Origin of the sequence: Streptomyces sp. NPDC101152, assembly GCF_044768275.1 — a bacterium.
Lineage (GTDB): Bacteria > Actinomycetota > Actinomycetes > Streptomycetales > Streptomycetaceae > Streptomyces.
Genome location: NZ_JBIWPO010000009.1, coordinates 160,174 through 182,368, shown reverse-complemented (window position 1 = coordinate 182,368; position 22,195 = coordinate 160,174). Strand labels below are relative to the sequence as shown.

Genomic DNA, 22,195 nt, shown 5'->3' with positions numbered 1-22,195 from the left:
CCCTGCCACCGGAATCGGAATCCCACTAGATTCAGGTCATGGCGGACACAAAGCGTGAGATCGAGCGAAAGTACGAGTCCGACGACAGCGGTCTGCCGGACCTGACCGGCGTCGTCGGTGTCGCGTCCGTGATCGACAAGGGCGTCGTCCACCTGGACGCCACCTACTACGACACCCCGGACGAGCGACTCGCCGCCGCCTCGATCACCCTGCGCCGCCGCACCGGAGGCTCGGACGCCGGCTGGCACCTCAAGTTCCCGGTCGCCCCCGGCGTCCGCGACGAGATCCACGCCGCCCTCTCCGACACCGTCCCCCGCAGCCTCGCCGGCCTGGTCCGCTCCCGGGTCCGGGACGCCGAACTGCGGCCGGTGGTCCGCCTGCGCTCCGACCGCGACCTGCGCGACCTCCTCGACGCCGACGGCCGGCTGCTCGCCGAGGTGAGCGTGGACGCCGTACGGGCCGAACGGCTCACCGACGCCGGCGGCACCGCCCAGTGGACCGAACTGGAGGTCGAACTCGCCGACGACGGCGACCCCGCCTTCCTCGACAAGGTCGACAAACGGCTGCGCAAGGCGGGCGTACGTCCGTCCGGTTCGGCGTCCAAACTGGCCCGGGCACTCGCGGAGACGGCACCCCGCGGCAAGAAGGACAGGAGGGACAGGAAGCAGCGCAAGGCGGCGCCCGCCGGGCCGCTCGTGACCGCCGGCGACCACCTCCTCGCCTACCTGCGCGAGCAGCGGGACACGATCGTCGAACTCGATCCGGCGGTACGGCAGGACGCCTACGACTCCGTGCACCGTATGCGGGTCGCCACCCGGCGGATGCGCAGCGCCTTCCGCTCCTACGGAAAGCTCCTCGACCGCGGGATGACCGACCCGCTCGGCGAGGAACTGAAGTGGCTGGCCGGCGAACTCGGCGTCGACCGGGACCGCGAGGTGCTGACCGAACGCCTCACCGCCGCTCTGGCCGAGGTGGACCGCACCCTCGTCCACGGCCCGGTCCGCACCCGCCTGCGCCGATGGGCGGACGCCCGCCGCGGCGGATCGCGCCGCCGCCTGACCGGCGTGCTCGACTCCCCGCGCTACCTGGCCCTGCTCGACGGACTCGACGCGCTCGTCGACGCCCCGCCTTTCCTCCCCGCGGCCGCCGGGAAACCGGAGAAGGCGATCGCCAGGGTCGTGCGCAAGGACTTCGGGAGGCTGGCGGAGCTCGTGGAGCAGGCGGTGGGGCTGCCCCCCGGCCAGGACCGTGATCTCGCTCTGCACGAGGCACGCAAGAAGGCCAAGCGGACACGGTACTCGGCGGAGACCGCCGTACCGGCGCTCGGCGCACCCGCCACCTCCCTGGTCAAGTCCATGAAGACGCTGCAGACCCTGCTCGGCGATCACCAGGACAGCGTCATGACCCGCCAGACCCTGCGCGAGCTGTCCGCCGTGGCGCACGCGGCGGGGGAGAGCTCGTTCACGTACGGACTGCTCTACGGGCGCGAGGAGCGGCGGGCGGTGACCGCGGAGACGGAGCTGCCGGCAGCGTGGCAGGAGATCAGGGACGGGCCTCAGGTGTGATCGGGATCCGGTCGGTAGGGGAGGCCTCGCGGTCGCGTTAGGCTAGATGGTCATCCCTGTCAGTCCAGTACTCCAACGAAGGTTCGCGAGATGCCTGCCGAAGTCGCTGCGGCCGCCGAGTCTGTGTTTCCGCAGCTCGAAGCTCTGCTCCCGCATGTGCAGAAGCCGATCCAGTACGTCGGCGGAGAGCTCAACTCCACCCTCAAGCCGTGGGAGTCCTGTGACGTCCGCTGGGCGCTGATGTACCCGGACGCCTACGAGGTGGGCCTGCCCAACCAGGGCGTCATGATCCTCTACGAGGTGCTGAACGAGCGGGAGGGCGTCCTCGCCGAGCGCACCTACAGCGTCTGGCCGGACCTGGAGGCGTTGATGCGGGAGCACGGCGTCCCGCAGTTCACGGTGGACAGCCACCGCCCGGTGAAGGCCTTCGACGTGTTCGGCCTGTCCTTCTCCACGGAGCTGGGCTATACCAACATGCTCACCGCCCTGGACCTGGCGGGCATCCCGCTGGAGTCCAAGGACCGCGGGCTCGACGACCCGATCGTCCTGGCCGGCGGCCACGCCGCCTTCAACCCCGAGCCGATCGCGGACTTCATCGACGCGGCGATCATCGGCGACGGCGAGCAGGCCGTGCTGGACATGACGGAGATCATCCGCGGCTGGAAGGCGGAGGGCCGCCCCGGCGGCCGCGAGGAGGTCCTCCTCCGCCTCGCGAAGACCGGCGGCGTCTACATCCCGGCCTTCTACGACGTCGAGTACCTCCCCGACGGCCGTATCGCCCGCGTGGTCCCCAACCGCTCGGGCGTGCCCTGGCGTGTCTCCAAGCACACCGTCATGGACCTCGACGAATGGCCCTACCCCAAGCAGCCGCTCGTCCCCCTGGCCGAGACGGTCCACGAGCGCATGTCGGTCGAGATCTTCCGCGGCTGCACCCGCGGCTGCCGCTTCTGCCAGGCCGGCATGATCACCCGCCCGGTCCGCGAGCGCTCCATCACCGGTATCGGCGAGATGGTCGACAAGGGCCTGAAGGCCACGGGCTTCGAGGAGGTGGGCCTGCTCTCCCTCTCCTCCGCCGACCACTCGGAGATCGGCGACATCGCCAAGGGCCTCGCGGACCGCTACGAGGAGGACAAGATCGGCTTGTCCCTCCCCTCCACCCGCGTCGACGCCTTCAACGTCGACCTGGCGAACGAACTGACCCGCAACGGCCGCCGCTCCGGCCTGACGTTCGCACCGGAGGGCGGCTCGGAGCGCATGCGCAAGGTCATCAACAAGATGGTCTCGGAGGACGACCTCATCCGCACCGTGGCCACCGCCTACGGCAACGGCTGGCGCCAGGTGAAGCTCTACTTCATGTGCGGCCTGCCCACCGAGACCGACGAGGACGTCCTCCAGATCGCCGACATGGCGACCAAGGTGATCGCCAAGGGCCGCGAGGTCTCCGGCTCGAACGACATCCGCTGCACGGTCTCCATCGGCGGCTTCGTCCCCAAGCCCCACACCCCCTTCCAGTGGGCGCCCCAGCTCTCCGCCGAGGAGACGGACACCCGCCTGGAGAAGCTCCGCGACAAGATCCGCGGCGACAAGAGGTACGGCCGCTCGATCGGCTTCCGCTACCACGACGGCAAGCCCGGCATCGTGGAAGGCCTCCTGTCCCGCGGCGACCGCCGCATCGGCGCCGTCATCCGCGCCGTCTACGAGGACGGCGGCCGCTTCGACGGCTGGCGCGAGCACTTCTCCTACGACCGCTGGATGGCCTGCGCCGACAAGGCCCTGACGCCCCTCGGCGTCGACGTCGACTGGTACACCACCCGTGAACGCTCCTACGAGGAGGTCCTCCCCTGGGACCACCTGGACTCGGGCCTCGACAAGGACTGGCTCTGGGAGGACTGGCAGGACGCCCTCGACGAGACGGAGGTCGAGGACTGCCGGTGGACGCCGTGCTTCGATTGCGGCGTGTGTCCGCAGATGGACACTTGGCCGCAAGTAAGTAACAGCGGGAAGAAGCTGCTGCCGCTGACGGTCAAGAAGGACGCTCCGACCAGCGGACACAGCCACTGAGGTGAGCGAGGCTCTGGCACGGATCGCCGAAGCCCGGGCGGAGGCGAGTGAGGACGATGTGGCCGCCGCCCTGGCCGCTGCCGGCGTCTCGGTGCGGCAGCCGCCGGCGGCACGGCGCGCTCCACAGACGCCCTTGCCGGGGTCTGGAGGCGCTTCGGAAATCCACTCGGGGGTGGAGTGGGTCTGAGCCGCTGTCGGGCTTCTGCGGGACAGTGAAGGCTTCCGAGCTCCCTCCGAGATCTGGAGGGGGCTCGCGGCGTCTTGTCAGTTCTGGCATCCGCAGCCGGATGCCGACCTGGCCTCGGTCACGGTGAGGGCCGGGTCGGAAGACTCTTCGCCCGGTGTGCAGCACGCGGTGACGCCGCAGCACTCTTCAGCGCTCTCCGCGGTCGCGGAGGTGTGCGCGGGGGCGGATGCGGGCTTGGTGGCACGCACGATGGCTGAGTGCATGCCGTCGGCGACGGGGTGCGTGGGGGTGATCTCGATGTCGGTGAATCCGGCCGCTTCGAGACCCTCGCGGTACTCGGTGAAGGACAGGGCTCCTGCGATGCAGCCGACGTAGTCGCCGCGTTCCGCGCGCTGGGCCGGTGTCAGTGAGTCGTCGGCGACCACGTCTGAGACGCCGACACGGCCGCCGGGCCTCAGCACCCGGAAGGTCTCGGCGAAGACGCTGGGCTTGTCCGTCGACAGGTTGATCACGCAGTTCGAGATCACCACGTCGATGGTGTTCGCCGGGAGCGGGATCGCCTCGATCGTGCCCTTGAGGAACTCGACGTTGGTCGCCTTGGCCTTCGCCGCGTTGGCCAGGGCGAGTTCGAGCATCTCGTCCGTCATGTCGAGGCCGTACGCCTTGCCGGTGGGGCCGACGCGGCGGGCGGACAGGAGGACGTCGATGCCGCCGCCCGAACCGAGGTCGAGGACGCGTTCGCCCTCGTGGAGGTCGGCTACGGCGGTGGGGTTGCCGCAGCCGAGGGAGGCTGCCAGGGCTTCGGCGGGCAGGGCGTCGCGTTCGTCTGCGGCGTAGAGGGCGGAGCCGAAGTTCTCGTCGACCTCGACGGGCTGGGGTCCGCAACAGGCGGCGCCACCTTCGGTGACCTTCACGGCTGCGGCCGCGTAGCGCTGTCGGACGGTTTCGCGCAGGTCGGTGGACTGGTCGGACATGTCTCACTCCTGGATGACGGGGCATGGCGGTGCCCGGAACGGCTTGTATTGACGTTCATTGATGCAACCTTGCGCCTTGGATTGAAAAACGTCAACATAGAGCCATGCCGAAACAAGAGCTGAAGATCCTCGGCCTGGACGCCGAAGAGGGCTGCTGCCCGGGGCTTGCGTCTGCTCCGCTGGATGAGAACCAGGCCGCAGATCTGGCGAAGATCTTCAAGGCCCTGGGTGATCCGGTCCGCCTGCGGCTGATGTCGATGATCGCCTCCCGTGGGGAGGGTGGTGAGGTGTGCGTGTGCGAGCTGACACCCGCCTTCGAGCTGTCACAGCCGACCATCTCGCACCACCTCAAGCTGCTCCGGCAGGCAGGACTCATCGACTGCGAACGGCGCGGGACCTGGGTGTACTACTGGGTGCTGCCCGGGGTGCTGGAGCGTTTGGCCGCGTTCCTGACCACTGCCGAGCCTGCCGCGGTGACCGCGTGAGCCCCTCACTGACGCGGCGTTCACTGGCCGAAGGGGTCGGAACGGCCGCTCTCGTCACCGTAGTGGTCGGCTCCGGCATCCAGGCGGCTGAACTGTCGCACGACGTGGGCGTGCAGTTGCTCGCCAACTCGCTGGCCACCGTCTTCGGCCTGGGCGTGCTCATCGCGCTCCTCGGGCCGGTCTCCGGCGCTCACTTCAACCCGGTCGTGACTCTCGCGGCCTGGCTCTCCGGGCGCACCAGTGGAGAACCAATAGCCCCACGGGAGCTGGCCGCGTACGTCTCCGCTCAGACTGTGGGTGCGGTCGGCGGGTCTGTCCTCGCTGATGCCATGTTCGCCGAACCGCTCATGAAGTGGTCCACGCACGACCGTTCCGCCGGTCACCTGTGGCTGGGCGAGACAATCGCGACCGCTGGCCTCGTGTTCCTGATCTTCGGCTTGATCCGTACGGGGCGTGTCTACCTAGCCCCGGCGACGGTGGCGCTCTACATCGGGGCGGCGTACTGGTTCACCTCGTCCACCTCCTTTGCCAATCCGGCTGTGACCATCGGGCGGGCCTTCACGGACACGTTTGCCGGGATCGCGCCGGCCTCCGTTCCCGCCTTCGTCGTCGCCCAACTGATCGGAGGTGTACTCGGCCTGGGCCTGGTGGCGGCGTTGTTCGGGCGTCCCGACCCTGCTACGGCGAACACCCCTGTCCCGCATGACGCCACCGAAGCCGTTGCTCCCGTCACCCATTGATCCACGCTCCGCAGAAAGGCACGCCATGAGTGCTCCCAGCCACCGCCCGTCGGTCCTGTTCGTCTGCGTCCACAACGCGGGGCGTTCCCAGATGGCTGCGGCCTTCCTCGCTCACCTCGCGGGGGACCGCGTCGCGGTCCGCTCTGCCGGCTCCACACCTGCCGACACCGTCAACCCGGCCGTGGTGGAGGCGATGAAGGAAGTCGGCATCGACATCTCCGCCGAGACACCGAAGGTGCTCACGGCGGATGCCGTACGGGCGTCGGACGTCGTGATCACGATGGGCTGCGGTGACACCTGCCCGGTCTTCCCGGGCAAGCGGTACCTGGACTGGCAGCTCGATGACCCGGCCGGGCAGGGCGTTGATGCGGTGCGTCCGATCCGGGACGAGATCGAGCGGCGCATTCGCGAGCTGGTGAACGAGTTGGCGGCCTGACCGCACCGCACCCTTGGCAGTAGACCTCTGCCCTCAAATGGACACTTCAATTCAAATCGGACCAACCGGAAAGAAGCTCCTGCCTCTCACGGTCAAGAACGGCGCTCCGGCCGGCGGGCACAGCCACTGAGTGTCCGTGCGGCGGCCCTCGGCGGTACTACTTGGTGCCGACCGCGCGCAGTGTGGCGAGTACGAGTGCCCGGGTGACGGTGACGATTTCGCTGACGTGGACCTGTTCCTGCGGGCCGTGCGCGAGGCGTACGTCGCCGGGACCGTACTGCAGGGTGGGGATGCCCGTCGCTGAGTACAACCGCAGGTCACTGCCGTAGGGGGCGCCTCGCTCGGACGGTCGCGGGCCGCCGGTGACGTCGGCGTGCGCGTCGCCGACCACGGTCGCGATCGGGTGCCCGGCGGACAGCCGTCCGCTGGCGAACTGGCCTCCGGGCCAGGTCACCGTGGCGGGGTGGGAGCGCAGCCACGGGTCGTCCGCGCAGGCTTCGGCCACGCACGCCTCCAGTTCGGTCCGCGCCTGGGCCGGAGCCTCGCCGAGCCGGACACCCAGTCTTCCCTCGGCCACCAGCAGGTCGGGCACGCTGCTGGCCCAGTCGCCGGCCCGGACGGTGCCGACGGACAGCGGATAGGGAATGGGGTATTCGGCCATCAGGGGGTCGACGCCGGTGTTGCGGCGGGCTTCCAGACGGGCGAGCGCGTGGTGGATGGGCAGGTAGGCGTCGATGGCGCTCACGCCCGCGTACCGGGTGCTGCCGTGGGTGGCGCGGCCGGGTACGTCGATGCGGAACGTCAGGGCTCCGGCGTTCGCGGTCATGAGGGTGCCGCTGGTCGGTTCCGTGATGATGCAGGCGTCACCGGTGTAGCCGCGTTCGAGGGTGCCGAAGGCTCCGAGTCCTCCGTCCTCCTCGCTGACGACGAAGTGCGCGGACACCGGGCCGCGCAGTTTCGCGCCCGCTTTCCGTAGGGCGGCCAGGGCGACGAGGATCGCCACGACGCCGGCCTTCATGTCGCACGCTCCCCGTCCGTGCACGACGTCCGTGCCGACTCGAGGGCGGAAGGGATCCCCCTCCCATCGCGCCAGGTCCCCGGGAGGGACGACGTCGACGTGGCCCTGGAGGACCAGGGTCGGCCCGTCACCGAGTCGCGGCGTGCTGCCCACCAGGCCCCACGCCTCCGTGCGCGGGGCCTCGCTGCCCGGGAAGCGGGGGTGCGCACGGAGTTCGGGCAGGTTCATGGACCACAGGTCGACATCGAGATCCATCCGCTCCAGGTGCCGGGCCAGGATGTGCTGAAGCTCGGACTCCGCGGCACTCCCCGTCACGCTGGGAACGGCGAGAAGTTCCTGCAGAAGCCGCGCGCAGGCCGCCTCGTCCACTGCGGCCAGCGCGGACGCCTCCACATCGCTCACGTTCGCTGTCATCGAGACGCTCTCCCGGCATGGCATGTGACATCAGGACAAGCCGGAGGCTACGGTTGCGGCCGCGACGCAAACAATCTCCATTTGCTGCGATGCACCATTGATTTCTTGCAATGTTGACGGCGACATAGTTCTTTGTTGCGTCTTTGCGCACCTGCCGACGTCTGGAGTGAAGTCGTGGACACCATCGACGAAGCGATCATCCGCTGCGTACTGCGCGACGCCCGTTCCACGTACGCCCAGATCGGCAAGGCGGCCGGCCTGTCCGCTCCCGCCGCGAAGCGGCGTCTCGACCGCCTGGTGGCCACGGGCGCGATCCGCGGTTTCACCGCTCTCGTCGACCCCCAGGTGCTGGCCTGGCGCACGGAGGCGTTCGTCGAGGTCTACTGCACCGGCAACCCCACGCCCGCCCAGCTGCGCCAAGCCCTGGAGGACATCCCCGAAGTCGTCGAGGCCTGCACCGTCTCCGGAGCCGCCGACGCCGTCCTCCACATGCTGGCCAGGGACATCTCCCACCTGGAACTGGCCATCCAACGGGTACGCGCGACCGCCCCCGTCGACCGGACCGAGAGCGTCATCGTCCTCTCCCGGCTGCTCAACCGGCCCCAGTTGTGACCCTAGGTCCAGGTGAGGCGACGTCAACCGAGGGGCTGGAAGGGGTGGAGCACGTCCTCGCCCGGCTGGACCACTCCGTAGCTGTTCTCGGGGACTTCGTGCCAGGCGCCGGGGAGGTCGCCCAGGGGCTCGGAGACGATGAGGCGGGTTTCCTCCCCCACCTCCCGTAGGAACGCGGTGTCCGGGTGGAGGGCGCGCAGGGAGTCCACCCGGGTGCTGTAGTAGAGGGATCGTGAGGAGCCCTCGCTGGAGTAGCGGAAGGCCCAGAGGCGCTCGCCGTCGGCCACGGCGAGGGTCATCTGGAGCGGGTGGGGGACGCCGTGTCCGTATCCTGTGTGTTCGATCAGGCCCGCCATGCGCGCCACGGCGCCCGGCGGGTCCTCGGTGAGGCCGGAGGTCAGTGCCAGGTAGAACATCAGCTCAGAGTCGGTGGAGCCCTCGATGTCGGCGTAGAGGGCGGGGTCCACGGCCAGGGCGAGGTCACGTCTGAGCAGGTGGAAGCCGTTGATCAGGCCGTTGTGCCATCCACGGCCAGCGATCCCTGCGGAAGGGATGGCAGTTGGTCTGCTGCACGGCCGTCCCGGTCGTCGCCCTGATGTGGGCGAAGAACAGACCGGAACGGACGTGCTGCGCGACCTCCTGCAGGTTCCGGTTGTTCCAGGCCGGGCCCACGTCCCGCAGCACCGCCGGCGTGGGGAGTTCCTGGGTGTACCAGCCGACGCCGAAGCCGTCGCTGTTGGCGGTCTCCACTCCCAGGCGGGAGTGCAGGACGTGGCTGAGAAGGACCGGCGTGCCCGAGTAGGCGATCCAGCGGCACATGCGCAAACCCACCTTCCCCTGGCGGAGGATGGCGGCATTTCTGCCGTACCGACAAGTATGGGCTGCCCGTGCGGCCGCGTCGACGCGGGTCAGTCCGCGCCGGAGCCCGGGCCGTGGAGCGCCACGATGCTCTGGGAGGTGGCCCAGCGGCTGTACGTCGGCGACTGGGGCCGGCCCTCGGGCGAGTCCTGCCACTCCATCCTGGCGGCCGAACGGCAGGAGGTCGATCAGGGCGAAGTGTGGCTGAGCTGTTCGGTGCCGCGGCCGTCGGTGTGCCAGGTGCGGTAGACGGTGTCGCCGTCGCGCAGGAACACGTTCGGCAGTCGCCGGCGCTCGGCCGCGAGGGCGTCGAGCTCCCTCGTCGCGGTCTGCCGGCCGGTTCCCGCATCCGTGGCGTGTCCGGACGCGTCTACGCAGGTATGGATCTGGAGAAACAGCCGGCGCGGGGGCGGGAGCCCGAGGGGTGTCTGGTGGTGGCGCTTCGGCTTCCGGTGCGGATCGTCGTGTTCGTGCTGGTCGTTCCCGTGCGGATGGTGTGGGACGCGCTCGTCGTCGCGGGAAGGTTCCTTCGGGACGCCGTGCTGCGGCCGCTCGGGCGGGTGCTCGCGTGGCCGGTCGTGGCGCTCGGGAGGTATGTCCTCGTACCGCTCGGCAGGGCGCTCGCGTGGCTCGGGAACGCGCTGGTCGTCGTACCTCTCGTGTGGCTGTACCGGTACGTGCTGACCCCGCTGGGGAAGGCGGTCGCCGTCGCGCTCGCCTGGCTGTACGCGCGCGTGCTGACTCCCTTCGGGCACGCCGTCATGTGGGTGCTGGTGCCTCTCGGGCGGGTCCTGCTCGTGTTGCCGGCGCTCGCGGTGTGGCGGTGGGTGCTCGTTCCCGTCGGGCGGGCGCTCGTGGTCGTGGCGCGGGAGGTGGGGGACGCGCTGGGGCACGCCTGGCGGGTGGCGGGGCGGATCTCGCTCGCCGTGGGGCAGGCCCTCGGGACCCTCTTCCGGTGGATCCTCGTGGAGCCCGTGCGCTGGTTGTGGCGGACCGTGCTCACCCCGGTCGGGCACGTCGTACGGGACGTGGTGCTGCGGCCCGTCGCCGCTGTCGCGCGCGGGGTGGGACGGGCGGCGCGGGAGGCGCTGGCCGGCGCCCGTGAGTCGGTACGGCAGGCCCGCGCCGATTTCCGGCGGATGCTGTTCGGGGAGCCCGAGCGGGTCGAGCCGGCGGCCCGGCGGGAACCTCCGGGCCGCGAGACACGTACTCTAGGTAGCAGTACGACCGCTCTCACGAAGGACTGAACGACACTGGGCAAGCGACAGCCCGAAGGCCCGCCGCCCGCACCCGCGGTGCAGCGCATCCGACTGCGCTACACCAAGCGCGGCCGCCTCCGGTTCACCAGCCACCGTGACTTCCAGCGCGCCTTCGAGCGTGCGTTGCGCCGTGCCGAGGTGCCGATGGCGTACTCGGCGGGGTTCACACCGCACCCGAAGGTGTCGTACGCCAATGCCGCACCCACCGGCACGGGCAGTGAGGCGGAGTTCCTGGAGATCGCCCTCATCGAGGCGCGGGATCCGGAGCAGCTCAGGGTTCTGCTCGACGAGTCGCTGCCCGCCGGGCTCGACGTCGTCGACGCCGTCGAGGCGCGGACCAGCGGGCTCGCCGACCGGCTGACGGCTTCCGTGTGGGAGCTCCGGCTGGACGGTGTGTCGCCCGAGGAGGCCGAGCGGGCCGTCACCGCCTTCAACGCCGCCGGGGCCGTCGAGGTCCAGCGGATGACGAAGAACGGTGTGCGGACCTTCGACGCCCGCCCTGCGGTCGTGAACCTCGAAACGCGCGATCTTGAAAGGCACAGTGATCCGGCTGATAGGCCGACCGACCAGCCCTGTGCGATACTGCGGCTGGTTGTTCGGCACGTGACGCCTGCCGTACGACCCGACGACGTCCTGTCCGGTCTCCGCGCCGTGGCCGACCTGGCGCCGCCGGTCCCCGCAGCGGTGACCAGGCTGGCGCAGGGGCTGCTCGATGAAGAGACCGGCACGGTGACCGACCCGCTCGCGCCCGACCGCGAGGCGGCGACGGCCCTGGTGGCCGGTTCCGCTGCCGCCGCGAAGGCGTCGGCGTAAGGAAGGTCCCGCGAAGGACGGACGTCGTAGCGCCGCCCTCGTACTCGGGAGCCACCTGGGTCGGGCAGCGCACCGACCAGAAGACTTTCGCCAGGCCGTACCCAACAGGGTGTACGGAACCGGCGAGACAGGACACAGAGAGCTCCCGTGCGGCGCCCGCGCCCCGGACGGCGGCACCGCGCACAGCGCGAGCCGCGGACGTCAACGGTGGTCGAGCGATCGACACCGGACCAGGCGCGGCGCCCGGGAGCCTGACGGGAGACAAGCCCGCATGCTCGAACCGACCGAACCCGCCGAGGGTTCCGAAGAACTGAACACCCCGAGCGACACCCTGCCGCCGCGTCGTCGGCGCCGTGCCGCCTCACGCCCCGCGGGACCGCCCGCCGGGGCCGCCTCCGAGACGCCGGAGGAGATCACCGCGCCGGCCATACCGGCCGACGAGGACCTGGTCGCCAAGGCCGACGAGAGCCTCACCGAGGCCGAAGAGGCCCCCGAGGCCGCGCCTGCTCCGCGGACGCGTCGTCGGGCGACCCGCCGCGTGTCCGCGCCGGCCGCGGCTCCGGCGTCCGCCGAGGTGGCCGAGACCGTGGTGCCCGCCGCAGCCCCCGCGGCCGAGACGCCCGCTGCCGCCGAGCCGGCCGAGGCCGTCGCGCCGGACGAGGAGGCCGCCCCGCCGCGCGCCCGTCGTCGTGCCACCCGCCGCGTGTCCGCGCCGACCGTGGCCGCGACGCCCGAGGAGGCCGCCGAGACCGTGGTTCCCGCCGCTTCCGGCGGGGAGGCCCCGGCAGCCGAGGCGCCTGCCGCCGACGAGGCCGAGGACGCCGCTCCGCGCGGTACCCGCCGTCGGGCCACGCGCCGTGTCTCCGCCCCCGCCGCCGCTACCACAGCGACGGCCCCCGACACCGTGGCCGACGAGCCGGAGGCACAGGAGCCCGCCGCCGAGACCGCCCCGCAGGCGGAGGACGACGGCTCGTCGCGGCGTGGTCGCCGCCGGGTCGTCCGCCGGGCCGCTGTCGGGTTCTCCGAGCCCGCTCCCGCCGTCGGCGGGGCCGCCGGTGAGGAAGGCGAGGACGAGGGGCGGCGCCGACCGGCCCGGCCCGCCGTCGCCGTGTTCCAGGCGCCCGTGTTCGCCGAGCCGCAGTTCCAGACGCCGCAGCGGGCCGCCGCCCAGGCGGCCGCCGAGGCGGCCGAGGCCGAAGAGGTCGCGGAAAGCGCGGAGGAGGAGGCGCTCGCTCAGGAGCAGCCCGCCGCGCCGCGGCGCCGGCGTCGTGGCCGGGGCGAGCCCGTCGAGGCCGAGACCACGGCCGCCGTCGTCGAGGAGGACGAGCCGGAGGAGGCCGAGGAGTCGGTCGAGGACGCCGGTGACGGTGACGACGCCGAGGAGACCGGGTCCCGTCGGCGCCGCCGTCGCGGTGGCCGTCGTCGCCGTCGCGGCGAACTGGCCGACTCCGGTGGCGAGGACGAGTCGGACGAGTCCGAGGACTTCGTCGGCGAGCAGGCCGCGCAGGACGCCGAGGACACCGCCGAGCAGGAGGAAGAGGACGCCGAGGAGGGCCACGAGCCCGGCGGGTCCAGCTCCAGCCGCCGCCGTCGCCGCAGGCGTCGTCGGGCAGGTGACACCTCCGTGGACATCGAGCCCGGCGAGGGCGACCCCGAGCGCACCGTCGTCAAGGTGCGCGAGCCCCGCCCGAAGGCCGAGCCCTCCGACGAGGTGCAGTCCATCAAGGGCTCCACGCGCCTCGAGGCGAAGAAGCAGCGGCGCCGGGAAGGCCGTGAGCAGGGCCGCCGGCGCGTTCCGATCATCACCGAGGCCGAGTTCCTCGCCCGCCGCGAGGCCGTCGAGCGGGTGATGGTGGTCCGGCAGAGCGGTGAGCGCACGCAGATCGGCGTGCTCGAGGACGGCGTGCTGGTCGAGCACTACGTCAACAAGGAGCAGGCGACCTCGTACGTCGGCAACGTGTACCTGGGCAAGGTGCAGAACGTGCTGCCGTCGATGGAGGCCGCGTTCATCGACATCGGCAAGGGCCGCAACGCCGTCCTGTACGCCGGTGAGGTCAACTTCGAGGCGCTGGGCATGGCCAACGGGCCGCGGCGCATCGAGAGCGCGCTGAAGTCCGGGCAGTCCGTGCTCGTCCAGGTGACGAAGGACCCCATCGGGCACAAGGGCGCACGGCTGACCAGCCAGGTCTCCCTCCCCGGGCGCTACCTCGTGTACGTCCCCGAGGGTTCGATGACCGGTATCAGCCGCAAGCTGCCCGACACCGAGCGGGCCCGGCTGAAGACCATCCTCAAGAAGATCGTCCCCGAGGACGCGGGCGTGATCGTGCGCACCGCCGCCGAGGGCGCGAGCGAGGACGAGCTGCGCCGGGACGTCGAGCGGCTGCAGGCGCAGTGGGAGGACATCCAGAAGAAGTCGAAGAACGGCAACGCGCCCACGCTGCTGTACGGCGAGCCGGACATGACGGTCCGGGTCGTGCGCGACATCTTCAACGAGGACTTCTCCAAGGTCATCGTCAGCGGCGAGGAGGCCTGGCAGACCGTTCACGGGTACGTGTCCCACGTGGCGCCGGACCTGGCCGAGCGGCTGCAGAAGTGGACCTCCGAGGTCGACGTCTTCGCCACCTACCGGATCGACGAGCAGCTCGCCAAGGCGCTGGACCGCAAGGTCTGGCTGCCCAGCGGCGGTTCGCTGGTGATCGACCGGACCGAGGCGATGGTCGTCATCGACGTCAACACCGGCAAGTTCACCGGTCAGGGCGGCAACCTCGAGGAGACGGTCACCAGGAACAACCTGGAGGCGGCCGAGGAGATCGTGCGCCAGCTGCGGCTGCGCGACCTCGGCGGCATCATCGTCATCGACTTCATCGACATGGTGCTGGAGTCCAACCGGGACCTGGTGCTGCGGCGCCTGCTGGAGTGCCTGGGCCGGGACCGTACCAAGCACCAGGTGGCCGAGGTCACGTCGCTGGGTCTGGTGCAGATGACCCGCAAGCGGGTCGGGCAGGGTCTGCTGGAGTCGTTCTCCGAGACGTGCGTCCACTGCAACGGGCGCGGTGTCATCGTCCACATGGAGCAGCCGAGCTCCGTCGGTGGCGGCGGCAAGCGCAAGAAGCGCGGGCGCGGCGGCGACGTGCAGGAGCACGTGCACGAGAGTGCCGCGGTGGCCGTGGAGAGCGGCGAGGCCGTCGAGCCGGAGATCGAGACCGCGGTCGAGGTCGCGGCCGAACTCGCCGAGCCGGTGGCGCTGGCGGCGCCCGACTTCGGTCTTGACGAGGAGCTCTACAGCAGCGTCGCCGAGGCGGAGGCCGCGGCCACCCGGGGCGGCCGCAGCCGGCGCCGGGCGAGCCGACGGGCCTCGGCTCCTGCGGGCGCCCCGAGGGGCCGAACCCGGCCGGGGGCGGAGCGCACCGACTCCGACGGGGCCGACGCCGACCGGGCCGCGGCCGACAGCGAGGTCGCCGAGGTGCCGACCGCCCAGGTCGTGCCGGCCGCCGTGGCGGCGGAGCGTTCCGTGCAGCCGGAGACGGCCGCCGAGGCGCAGGCCGAGCCGATGGCCGCCGAGGACCCGGTGGTCGCCGCCGAGGCCCCCGAAGCCGCCGCGGAGGCCGCTCCCCAGGGCCGTACGCGCCGTCGTGCCACCCGCAAGGTGTCGGCGCCCGCCGGTTCGCCGGCCGGGGCCGAGGCGGCCGTGGTGACCGTCAGCGAGGCCGCGCCCGCGCCGGTGGCCGAGCCGGCGGCGGAAGCCGCCGAGGCGCCGGCACAGAGCGCCGCCCCGACCCGTCCGCGGCGTCGGGCGGTGCGCAAGGAGACCGCGCCCACCGCGCCCGAGGAGGCGGCCGTCGTGGTCGTCCCGTCGGCGACGGAGGCCCCGGCCGCCGAGGAGGAGGCCGGCGACCCGGCTCCGGCGAAGAAGACGGCCCGTAAGACGGCCAAGAAGGCGACCGCGAAGAAGGCGGCCACCAAGAAGACCGCGGCGAAGAAGACCGTGGCGAAGAAAACCACGGCCAAAAAGGCGGCAAAAACCGTCAAGACCGCGGCGGCCAAGACAGCGGCGAAGAAGACCTCGGTCTCGGCCGCCGCTGACGAGGACTGACACCCCTTCGCAGCCGTGAACATCAGGCGCCCCCGGTACCCGAACCGGGGGCGCCTGGCGTTTACTCGGACTTGCGCACTCTCACGCGCAGATCGATTGTGTGAATGGCAGGTGAACCTGCGATCGGCCCATCAGGTTATGATGTCAGCCAAGATTCACTCTTAAACCAGACAAGCGTAGACAAACGGGGATTTCTCTCCCGCGTGTGCACAGTATTGGGGCGCTATACGTGAAGGCTCTCGTGCTCTCCGGGGGAGCGGGTACCCGCCTCCGCCCGATCACCCACACCTCGGCCAAGCAGCTCGTACCGGTCGCCAACAAGCCCGTTCTCTTCTACGGCCTCGAGGCGATCGCCGAAGCGGGCATCAGCGAGGTCGGGATCATCGTCGGCGACACCGCCGAGGAGATCCGCGAGGCGGTGGGTGACGGCTCCCAGTTCGGGATCAAGGTCACCTACATCCCGCAGGAGGCACCGCTGGGGCTCGCCCACGCCGTCCTCATCGCCAAGGACTTCCTCGCCGACGACGACTTCGTCATGTACCTCGGTGACAACTTCATCGTCGGTGGCATCACCGGCCTGGTGGAGGAGTTCCGCACCGAGCGGCCCGACGCGCAGATCCTGCTGACCCGGGTCCCCAACCCGACCTCCTTCGGTGTCGCCGAACTCGACGGCGACGGCCGGGTGGTGGGTCTGGAGGAGAAGCCGAAGGAGCCGAAGAGCGATCTCGCGCTGGTGGGCGTGTACCTGTTCACCCCGGCGATCCACGAGGCCGTCCGCTCCATCAAGCCCTCCTGGCGCGGCGAGCTGGAGATCACGCACGCCATCCAGTGGCTGATAGACGACAAGCGCGACGTCCGCTCCACCACCATCTCGGGCTACTGGAAGGACACCGGCAACGTCACCGACATGCTGGAGGTCAACCGCTCGGTCCTGGAGACCGTGGAGCCGGTGACCGAGGGCACGGTGTCGGACGACAGCGAGATCATCGGCCGCGTGCGCATCGAGGCCGGTGCCCGCGTGAGCGGCAGCCGGATCGTGGGACCCGTCATCGTCGGCGCCGGTACGGTGGTCGAGAACGCGTACATCGGCCCCTTCACGTCCGTGTCCGAGGACTGCAGGATCGAGGACAGCGAAATCGAGTACTCGATCGTGCTGCGCGGCTCGTCCGTGACCGGCGTGCGCCGGGTGGAGGCCTCGCTCATCGGGCGTGACGTCGAGGTGACGCCCGCTCCCCGTAACCCTTCGGCCCACCGGCTCGTGCTCGGTGATCACAGCAAGGTGCAGATCTCTTCATGACCTCCCCTTCGACAACCCGCCCGACCAGGATCCTGGTGACCGGCGGTGCCGGCTTCATCGGCTCGCACTACGTCCGTACCGTGCTCGGCCCCGAGGGCCCCGGTGACGTCGCGGTCACCGTGCTGGACAAGCTGACGTACGCGGGCAACCCGGCCAACCTCGACGAGGTGCGCGAGCACCCCGGGTTCGCCTTCGTGCAGGGCGACATCTGCGATGTGGAGCTGGTCGGCAAGCTGATGGCGGAGCACGACCAGGTGGTGCACTTCGCCGCCGAGTCGCACGTGGACCGCTCGATCGACGGCGGCGCGGAGTTCGTCCGCACCAACGTGGTGGGCACGCACACGCTGATCGACGCGGCGCACCGGGCGGGCATCAAGACCTTCGTGCACATCTCCACCGACGAGGTCTACGGGTCCATCGACGAGGGTTCCTGGCCCGAGACGCACCCGCTGCAGCCCAACTCGCCCTATTCCTCGGCGAAGGCCTCCAGCGACCTGATCGCGCTGTCGTACCACCGCACCCACGGCCTGGACGTGCGGGTGACCCGCTGCTCCAACAACTACGGGCACCACCACTTCCCGGAGAAGGTCATCCCGCTGTTCGTGACCAACCTGCTGGACGGCAAGAAGGTCCCGCTGTACGGCGACGGCGGCAACGTCCGCGACTGGCTGCACATCGACGACCACGTGCAGGGCATCGAGCTGGTGCGCACCAAGGGACGGGCCGGCGAGGTCTACAACATCGGCGGCGGCACCGAGCTGTCGAACAAGGAACTGACCGGGCTGCTGCTGAAGGCGTGCGGCGCGGACTGGGACACCAGCGTCGAGTACGTCGAGGACCGCAAGGGCCACGACCGCCGCTACTCCGTCGACTGCACCAAGATCCGCGAGGAGCTCGGCTACGAGCCCCGCAAGAGCTTCGAGCAGGGCCTCGCCGAGACCGTGCAGTGGTACCGCGACAACCGCGCGTGGTGGGAGCCCCTGAAGGAGCGGGCCGCGCTGTGAGCGACAACCGCACCTGGCTGGTCACGGGCGCGGGCGGCATGCTGGGCCAGGACGTCCTGGCCCGGCTGGCCGAGGCGGGGGAGCGGTGCGTCGCCCTCGACCGCGCCGCCCTCGACCTCACCGACGCCGAGGCCGTGGACCGGGCGATCGAGGAGCACCGGCCCGCCGTGGTCGTCAACTGCGCGGCCTGGACCGCCGTCGACGACGCCGAGACCCGCGAGGACGAGGCGCTGCGCATCAACGGCGACGGCCCGGCCCACCTGGCCGCCGCCTGCGCCCGCACCGGCGCCGTCCTGCTGCACGTCTCCACCGACTACGTCTTCGCCGGCGACGCGGACACCCCGTACGCCGAGGACGCCCCCACCGCCCCGCGCAGCGCCTATGGACGCACCAAGCTGGCCGGCGAGCAGGCGGTGCTGTCGACGGAACGCGGCTATGTGGTCCGCACCGCCTGGCTGTACGGCACCGGCGGCCCCAACTTCGTCCGCACGATGATCAAGCTGGAGGGCGTCAAGGACACCCTCGACGTCGTCGACGACCAGCGCGGCCAGCCCACCTGGAGCGCCGACCTCGCCGGGCTGCTGTACGAGCTGGGCCTAGGTGCCCTGGCCGGCACCGCACCGGCCGGCGTCTACCACGGCACCAGCTCCGGCGAGACCACCTGGTACGGCTTCACCCGCGAGATCTTCCGGCTGCTCGGCACCGACCCGGACCGGGTCCGCCCCACCACCAGCGACGCGTTCGTCCGTCCCGCCCCCCGCCCCGCCTACAGCGTCCTCGGTCACGACCGGTTCGCCGAGGCCGGCATCCAGCCGCTGCGCGACTGGCGCACGGCCCTCACCGAGGCCTTCCCGGAGATCCACCGGGTCCACCTGAAGGAGACAACGGCGTGACGGTCAAGGTCAGCGTCGTCATCGCGGTCTACAACCCCGGCAAGTACGTCGAGGACTGCGTCACGGGCCTGCTGCGGCAGAGCCTGACCCCCGACGAGTTCGAGGTGTTCTTCGTCGACGACGGCTCCACCGACGAGACCCCGGCCCGGCTGGACCAGCTGGCCGCCGAGCACCCGCACTTCCACGTCATCCACCAGGAGTCCTCCGGCTGGTCCGGCCGCCCCCGCAACACCGGCATCGACGCAGCCCGGGGCGAGTACGTCATGTTCGTCGACCACGACGACTGGCTCGGCGACGAGGCGCTGGAGCGGATGTACGACTACGGCAAGGCCAACGAGGCCGACGTGGTCGTGGGCAAGATGGCCGGCATCGGCCGTCCGGTCCCGCAGGAGCTGTTCCGCGTCAACCGGCCGCGCGCCACGGTCTCCAACGCGCCGCTGATCGACAGCCTCACCCCGCACAAGATGTTCCGGCGGGAGTTCCTCAACGAGCACGGCATGCGCTTCAAGGAGGGCCGCCGCCGCCTCGAGGACCACGTCTTCGTCGTCGAGGCCTACCTGCGGGCCAAGAGCGTCGCCGTGCTCAGCGACTACCTGTGCTACTACCACATCACCCGTGACGACGGCTCCAACGCGGGCTTCCAGCGCTTCGACCCGGTCGGCTACTTCGGCAACCTGCGCGAGGCCCTCGACGTGGTCGAGGAGCTGACCGAGCCCGGCAAGCTGCGCGACAAGCTGTTCAGCCGCTGGCTGCGCAACGAGATGGTCGAGCGGCTGCGCGGCCAGCGCCTGCTCAAGCTCCCCGAGGACTACGCCGAGGAGCTGTACCGCGAGATCCACAAGGTCGTCACCGAGCGTTTCGGACCGGGTGTCGTCGCCAACCTCGCCCTCACCCAGCGGGTGGTCGCCGGCCTGATCTTCGCCGACCGCTACGACGAGATCCGCGACCTCGCCGCCTGGGAGGCCGGGATCAGGCCCACCGGCAGGCTCACCTCGCTGGCCTGGCAGGACGGCCGGCTGCACGTCGGCTTCGACGCCGAGTACCAGATCGACGGCGAGCCGATGGCCTTCCGCCGGGACGGCGAGCGCGAGCTGCTCGGACTGCCGCTGTCCGGGGAGGCGCTGGGCGAGCTGACCCGGCAGGGCATCAAGCTGGACGCCCCGCTCGGCAAGAGCGACGTCGACCTGGTGGTCCGGCACCGCGAGGACGCCCGGCAGTTCTACCTGCCCGTCACCAGCGAGCGGCACCAACTGCCCGCCGGGGACGACGCCTTCCGCCAGCGGATCTCCGCCCGCTCCGAGCTGGACCCGCTGACCGCGGCCGGCGGCGCCCCCCTGGACAAGGGCATCTGGGACCTGCACCTGCGCATCAAGTCCTGCGGCTGGAGCAAGGAGACCAGGCTCGGCGCGGTCCGCGGCGAGGACGTGGAGGCCGCCCGTACGGCCGCGCTCCTCGGCGACCCCGCCCGCCTCGTCCTGCCGTACTGGACCGACGGGCCCGGCAACCTCTCCCTCGACGTCGACCAGCACACGGGCAAGCTGGAGGGCGAGGCGGTGGCCCGCATGGACCCCGCCGCCGCACGCGTCGACGGGGCCACGGTATGGCTGCCGCTGCCCCTGCACCTCGCGGCCCAGGGCGGCGAGAGCCTGCAGCTGCGCTTCGAGCGCAAGAACGTCGGCAAGTACCCCGCCGACGCCGTGTCCGACGGCACTGCCCTCACCGCGACCCTGCCGCTGGAGCAGCTCACCGGCATGCGCTGGGCTGTCCGGATCGGCGTGCCGTCCGTCTCCCGCGGCGAGCGCAAGTGGACCCGCCTCCCCGTCGACGTGGTCGTGGACGCCGACGGCGCCGCCAAGGTGATCGACCGGCACACCACCCCCGCGGCGAAGAAGGCCGCCGCGAAGAAGGCCGCGGCCCAGGCGCCCCGGAAGCGGCCGCTGTGGCGGCGCGCCGCCGGGCGGGTCAAGCGCGCCCTGACCACCAAGCAGAAGAAGAGCTGAGGACCCAGCGATGCGACCCCTTTCCATCTCCGGCGCCTGGGTGCACGAGCCGAAGGTCTTCCCCGACGACCGGGGCAGCTTCCACGAGTGGTTCAAGGCCCCCGTCTTCACCGAGGCGACCGGCCACCCGCTCACCCTGGCCCAGGCCAACATGTCCGTCTCCAGCCGGGGCACCCTGCGCGGCATCCACTTCGCGGACGTGCCGCCGAGCCAGGCCAAGTACGTCAAGTGCGTGCGCGGAGCGGTCCTCGACGTGATCGTGGACATCCGCACCGGCTCGCCCACCTTCGGCCAGTGGGAGGCGGTCCGCCTCGACGACCGGGACCACCACGCCGTCTACCTCTCCGAGGGCCTCGGGCACGCCTTCATGGCGCTCACCGACGACGCCACCGTGGTCTACCTGTGCTCCGAGGGGTACGCCCCCCAGCGCGAGCACGGCATCCACCCGCTCGACCCCGAGCTCGGCATCGAGTGGCCGCAGGGCCTCACCCCGCTGCTGTCCCCGAAGGACGAGCAGGCGCCCACCCTGGCCGAGGCCCGCGAGCAGGGCCTGCTGCCCTCGTACGAGGCCTGCGTGGCCTACCGGGAGAGCCTGCGCGGCTGACACCGGACGGGGCCCGGTTTGACCCGTTCGGCCGTGGCCCCGTACCCTTGACCGTCGGCGTGTCCTTGGATATGGGCGCGCCACATCCCCGTAAACCTCTTCCTCCGGAGCACTGGGTGCTGCGGAGAGGCCGTCCGTGTGCCGGGCGGCTGGACTGCGGGGGTGCCGTTCCCGAGCGAGAGAGTGAGATCCGCGTGTACGCCATCGTGCGCAGCGGTGGTCGCCAGCACAAGGTTGCTGTCGGCGACATCGTTGAGGTTGACAAGATTTCCACCGCCAAGGTTGGCGACACGGTCGAGCTCTCGACCCTGCTCGTTGTCGACGGCGACGCTGTGACCAGCGACCCGTGGGTGCTGGCCGGCATCAAGGTCCAGGCCGAGGTCGTGGACCACCACAAGGGCGTCAAGATCGACATCCTTCGCTACAAGAACAAGACCGGCTACCGCCGTCGTCAGGGCCACCGCCAGCAGTACACGGCGATCAAGGTCACTGAGATCCCCGCGGCTGCGAAGTAAGGGACTGAGGAGAGATGGCACACAAGAAGGGCGCATCGTCCACCCGGAACGGTCGCGACTCGAACGCCCAGCGGCTCGGCGTGAAGCGCTTCGGCGGTCAGGTCGTCAACGCGGGTGAGATCCTGGTCCGCCAGCGCGGCACCCACTTCCACCCCGGCGCGGGCGTCGGCCGTGGCGGCGACGACACGCTGTTCGCGCTGCAGGCCGGTGCGGTGCAGTTCGGCACCCACCGTGGCCGCAAGGTCGTGAACATCGTTCCGGTCGCCTGAGCATCAGGCAGCTGATCGGAAGTTCTTCGCGAGGCGGACCTCACTTCCCTGCTGGGAAGGCGGGTCCGCCTTTCGCGTGTTAGTACCGAAGTCAGTCC

At 70.8% G+C, this 22,195-nt stretch carries 18 protein-coding genes and 2 pseudogenes; 16 read left to right on the top strand and 4 right to left on the bottom strand.

All coding sequences use genetic code 11. The features are described from left to right. Positions 1-38 precede the first annotated feature (38 nt). Together ACIRVK_RS15095 and ACIRVK_RS15090 are read left to right on the top strand one after the other, a co-directional pair. Complete coding sequence (locus ACIRVK_RS15095) at positions 39-1,565, top strand: CHAD domain-containing protein (protein WP_404246939.1); 1,527 nt, start codon at positions 39-41, stop codon at positions 1,563-1,565. 90 nt (positions 1,566-1,655) lie between these two features. Continuing rightward, on the top strand, positions 1,656-3,626 hold the full coding sequence (locus ACIRVK_RS15090; protein ID WP_404246937.1) for a TIGR03960 family B12-binding radical SAM protein: 1,971 nt from the start codon (positions 1,656-1,658) through the stop codon (positions 3,624-3,626). Between the two features lie 264 nt (positions 3,627-3,890). Here ACIRVK_RS15090 and arsM read toward each other — a convergent pair whose 3' ends face one another. Continuing rightward, positions 3,891-4,787 carry an arsenite methyltransferase gene (gene arsM, locus ACIRVK_RS15085; RefSeq protein WP_404246935.1) on the bottom strand — a complete coding sequence of 299 codons (897 nt, stop codon included), beginning with the start codon at positions 4,785-4,787 and terminating at the stop codon, positions 3,891-3,893. A 104-nt stretch (positions 4,788-4,891) separates the two neighbouring features. Between arsM and ACIRVK_RS15080 the strand changes: the two genes are divergently transcribed. Genes ACIRVK_RS15080 through ACIRVK_RS15070 form a run of 3 tightly spaced genes read left to right on the top strand, consistent with a single transcriptional unit; the run spans position 4,892 to position 6,448 of the window. After that, positions 4,892-5,272, top strand: coding sequence for an ArsR/SmtB family transcription factor (locus tag ACIRVK_RS15080; RefSeq protein WP_404246933.1), 381 nt, complete (start codon positions 4,892-4,894; stop codon positions 5,270-5,272). Further along, complete coding sequence (locus ACIRVK_RS15075; protein WP_404246931.1) at positions 5,269-6,012, top strand: aquaporin; 744 nt, start codon at positions 5,269-5,271, stop codon at positions 6,010-6,012. Before ACIRVK_RS15080 ends, ACIRVK_RS15075 begins: the two co-directional genes overlap by 4 nt. Before the next feature lie 25 nt (positions 6,013-6,037). Continuing rightward, positions 6,038-6,448 (top strand): arsenate reductase ArsC, encoded by a 411-nt coding sequence (locus ACIRVK_RS15070; RefSeq protein WP_404246929.1) that lies wholly within the window; start codon positions 6,038-6,040, stop codon positions 6,446-6,448. A gap of 157 nt (positions 6,449-6,605) precedes the next feature. Here the strand turns inward: ACIRVK_RS15070 and ACIRVK_RS15065 are convergent, their stop codons facing one another. Next, positions 6,606-7,880: an ArgE/DapE family deacylase gene (locus ACIRVK_RS15065; RefSeq protein ID WP_404246927.1), complete on the bottom strand. Its 1,275-nt coding sequence runs from the start codon at positions 7,878-7,880 to the stop codon at positions 6,606-6,608. A 174-nt stretch (positions 7,881-8,054) separates the two neighbouring features. On the opposite strand from ACIRVK_RS15065, the gene ACIRVK_RS15060 reads away from it, so the two are divergent. After that, positions 8,055-8,492 (top strand): Lrp/AsnC family transcriptional regulator, encoded by a 438-nt coding sequence (locus ACIRVK_RS15060; protein ID WP_404246925.1) that lies wholly within the window; start codon positions 8,055-8,057, stop codon positions 8,490-8,492. A 23-nt stretch (positions 8,493-8,515) separates the two neighbouring features. On the opposite strand, the pseudogene ACIRVK_RS15055 reads toward ACIRVK_RS15060, so the two are convergent. Together ACIRVK_RS15055 and ACIRVK_RS15050 are read right to left on the bottom strand one after the other, a co-directional pair. Beyond that, positions 8,516-9,311 (bottom strand): annotated as a pseudogene (locus ACIRVK_RS15055) (class II glutamine amidotransferase). A gap of 89 nt (positions 9,312-9,400) precedes the next feature. Then, a pseudogene (locus tag ACIRVK_RS15050) lies at positions 9,401-9,628 on the bottom strand (DUF899 family protein); the annotation flags it as partial. A gap of 102 nt (positions 9,629-9,730) precedes the next feature. On the opposite strand from ACIRVK_RS15050, the gene ACIRVK_RS15045 reads away from it, so the two are divergent. The 10 genes from ACIRVK_RS15045 to rpmA all read left to right on the top strand — a co-directional run bounded on the left by ACIRVK_RS15045 (position 9,731) and on the right by rpmA (position 22,097). Continuing rightward, complete coding sequence (locus ACIRVK_RS15045; protein ID WP_404247120.1) at positions 9,731-10,597, top strand: hypothetical protein; 867 nt, start codon at positions 9,731-9,733, stop codon at positions 10,595-10,597. A gap of 48 nt (positions 10,598-10,645) precedes the next feature. Continuing rightward, the gene (locus ACIRVK_RS15040) at positions 10,646-11,422 is read left to right on the top strand and encodes a TIGR03936 family radical SAM-associated protein (RefSeq protein WP_404246923.1); all 777 of its coding nucleotides are present in this window, start codon (positions 10,646-10,648) and stop codon (positions 11,420-11,422) included. Positions 11,423-11,693: 271 nt separating this feature from the next. Next, on the top strand, positions 11,694-15,515 hold the full coding sequence (locus tag ACIRVK_RS15035; protein WP_404246921.1) for a ribonuclease E/G: 3,822 nt from the start codon (positions 11,694-11,696) through the stop codon (positions 15,513-15,515). A gap of 229 nt (positions 15,516-15,744) precedes the next feature. Then, complete coding sequence (locus tag ACIRVK_RS15030) at positions 15,745-16,812, top strand: glucose-1-phosphate thymidylyltransferase (RefSeq protein ID WP_404246919.1); 1,068 nt, start codon at positions 15,745-15,747, stop codon at positions 16,810-16,812. Then, positions 16,809-17,816, top strand: coding sequence for a dTDP-glucose 4,6-dehydratase (gene rfbB / locus ACIRVK_RS15025; protein ID WP_404246917.1), 1,008 nt, complete (start codon positions 16,809-16,811; stop codon positions 17,814-17,816). The genes ACIRVK_RS15030 and rfbB overlap by 4 nt, the downstream gene beginning before the upstream one ends. Further along, complete coding sequence (rfbD, locus tag ACIRVK_RS15020; RefSeq protein ID WP_404246915.1) at positions 17,813-18,709, top strand: dTDP-4-dehydrorhamnose reductase; 897 nt, start codon at positions 17,813-17,815, stop codon at positions 18,707-18,709. Before rfbB ends, rfbD begins: the two co-directional genes overlap by 4 nt. Beyond that, positions 18,706-20,709 (top strand): glycosyltransferase family 2 protein, encoded by a 2,004-nt coding sequence (locus tag ACIRVK_RS15015; protein WP_404246913.1) that lies wholly within the window; start codon positions 18,706-18,708, stop codon positions 20,707-20,709. The genes rfbD and ACIRVK_RS15015 overlap by 4 nt, the downstream gene beginning before the upstream one ends. 10 nt (positions 20,710-20,719) lie before the next feature. Further along, positions 20,720-21,313 carry a dTDP-4-dehydrorhamnose 3,5-epimerase gene (gene rfbC, locus ACIRVK_RS15010; protein ID WP_404246911.1) on the top strand — a complete coding sequence of 198 codons (594 nt, stop codon included), beginning with the start codon at positions 20,720-20,722 and terminating at the stop codon, positions 21,311-21,313. Positions 21,314-21,507: 194 nt separating this feature from the next. Further along, positions 21,508-21,828 carry a 50S ribosomal protein L21 gene (rplU, locus tag ACIRVK_RS15005; RefSeq protein ID WP_007381993.1) on the top strand — a complete coding sequence of 107 codons (321 nt, stop codon included), beginning with the start codon at positions 21,508-21,510 and terminating at the stop codon, positions 21,826-21,828. Positions 21,829-21,842: 14 nt separating this feature from the next. Beyond that, the gene (rpmA, locus tag ACIRVK_RS15000; protein WP_110628143.1) at positions 21,843-22,097 is read left to right on the top strand and encodes a 50S ribosomal protein L27; all 255 of its coding nucleotides are present in this window, start codon (positions 21,843-21,845) and stop codon (positions 22,095-22,097) included. Positions 22,098-22,195 lie beyond the last annotated feature (98 nt).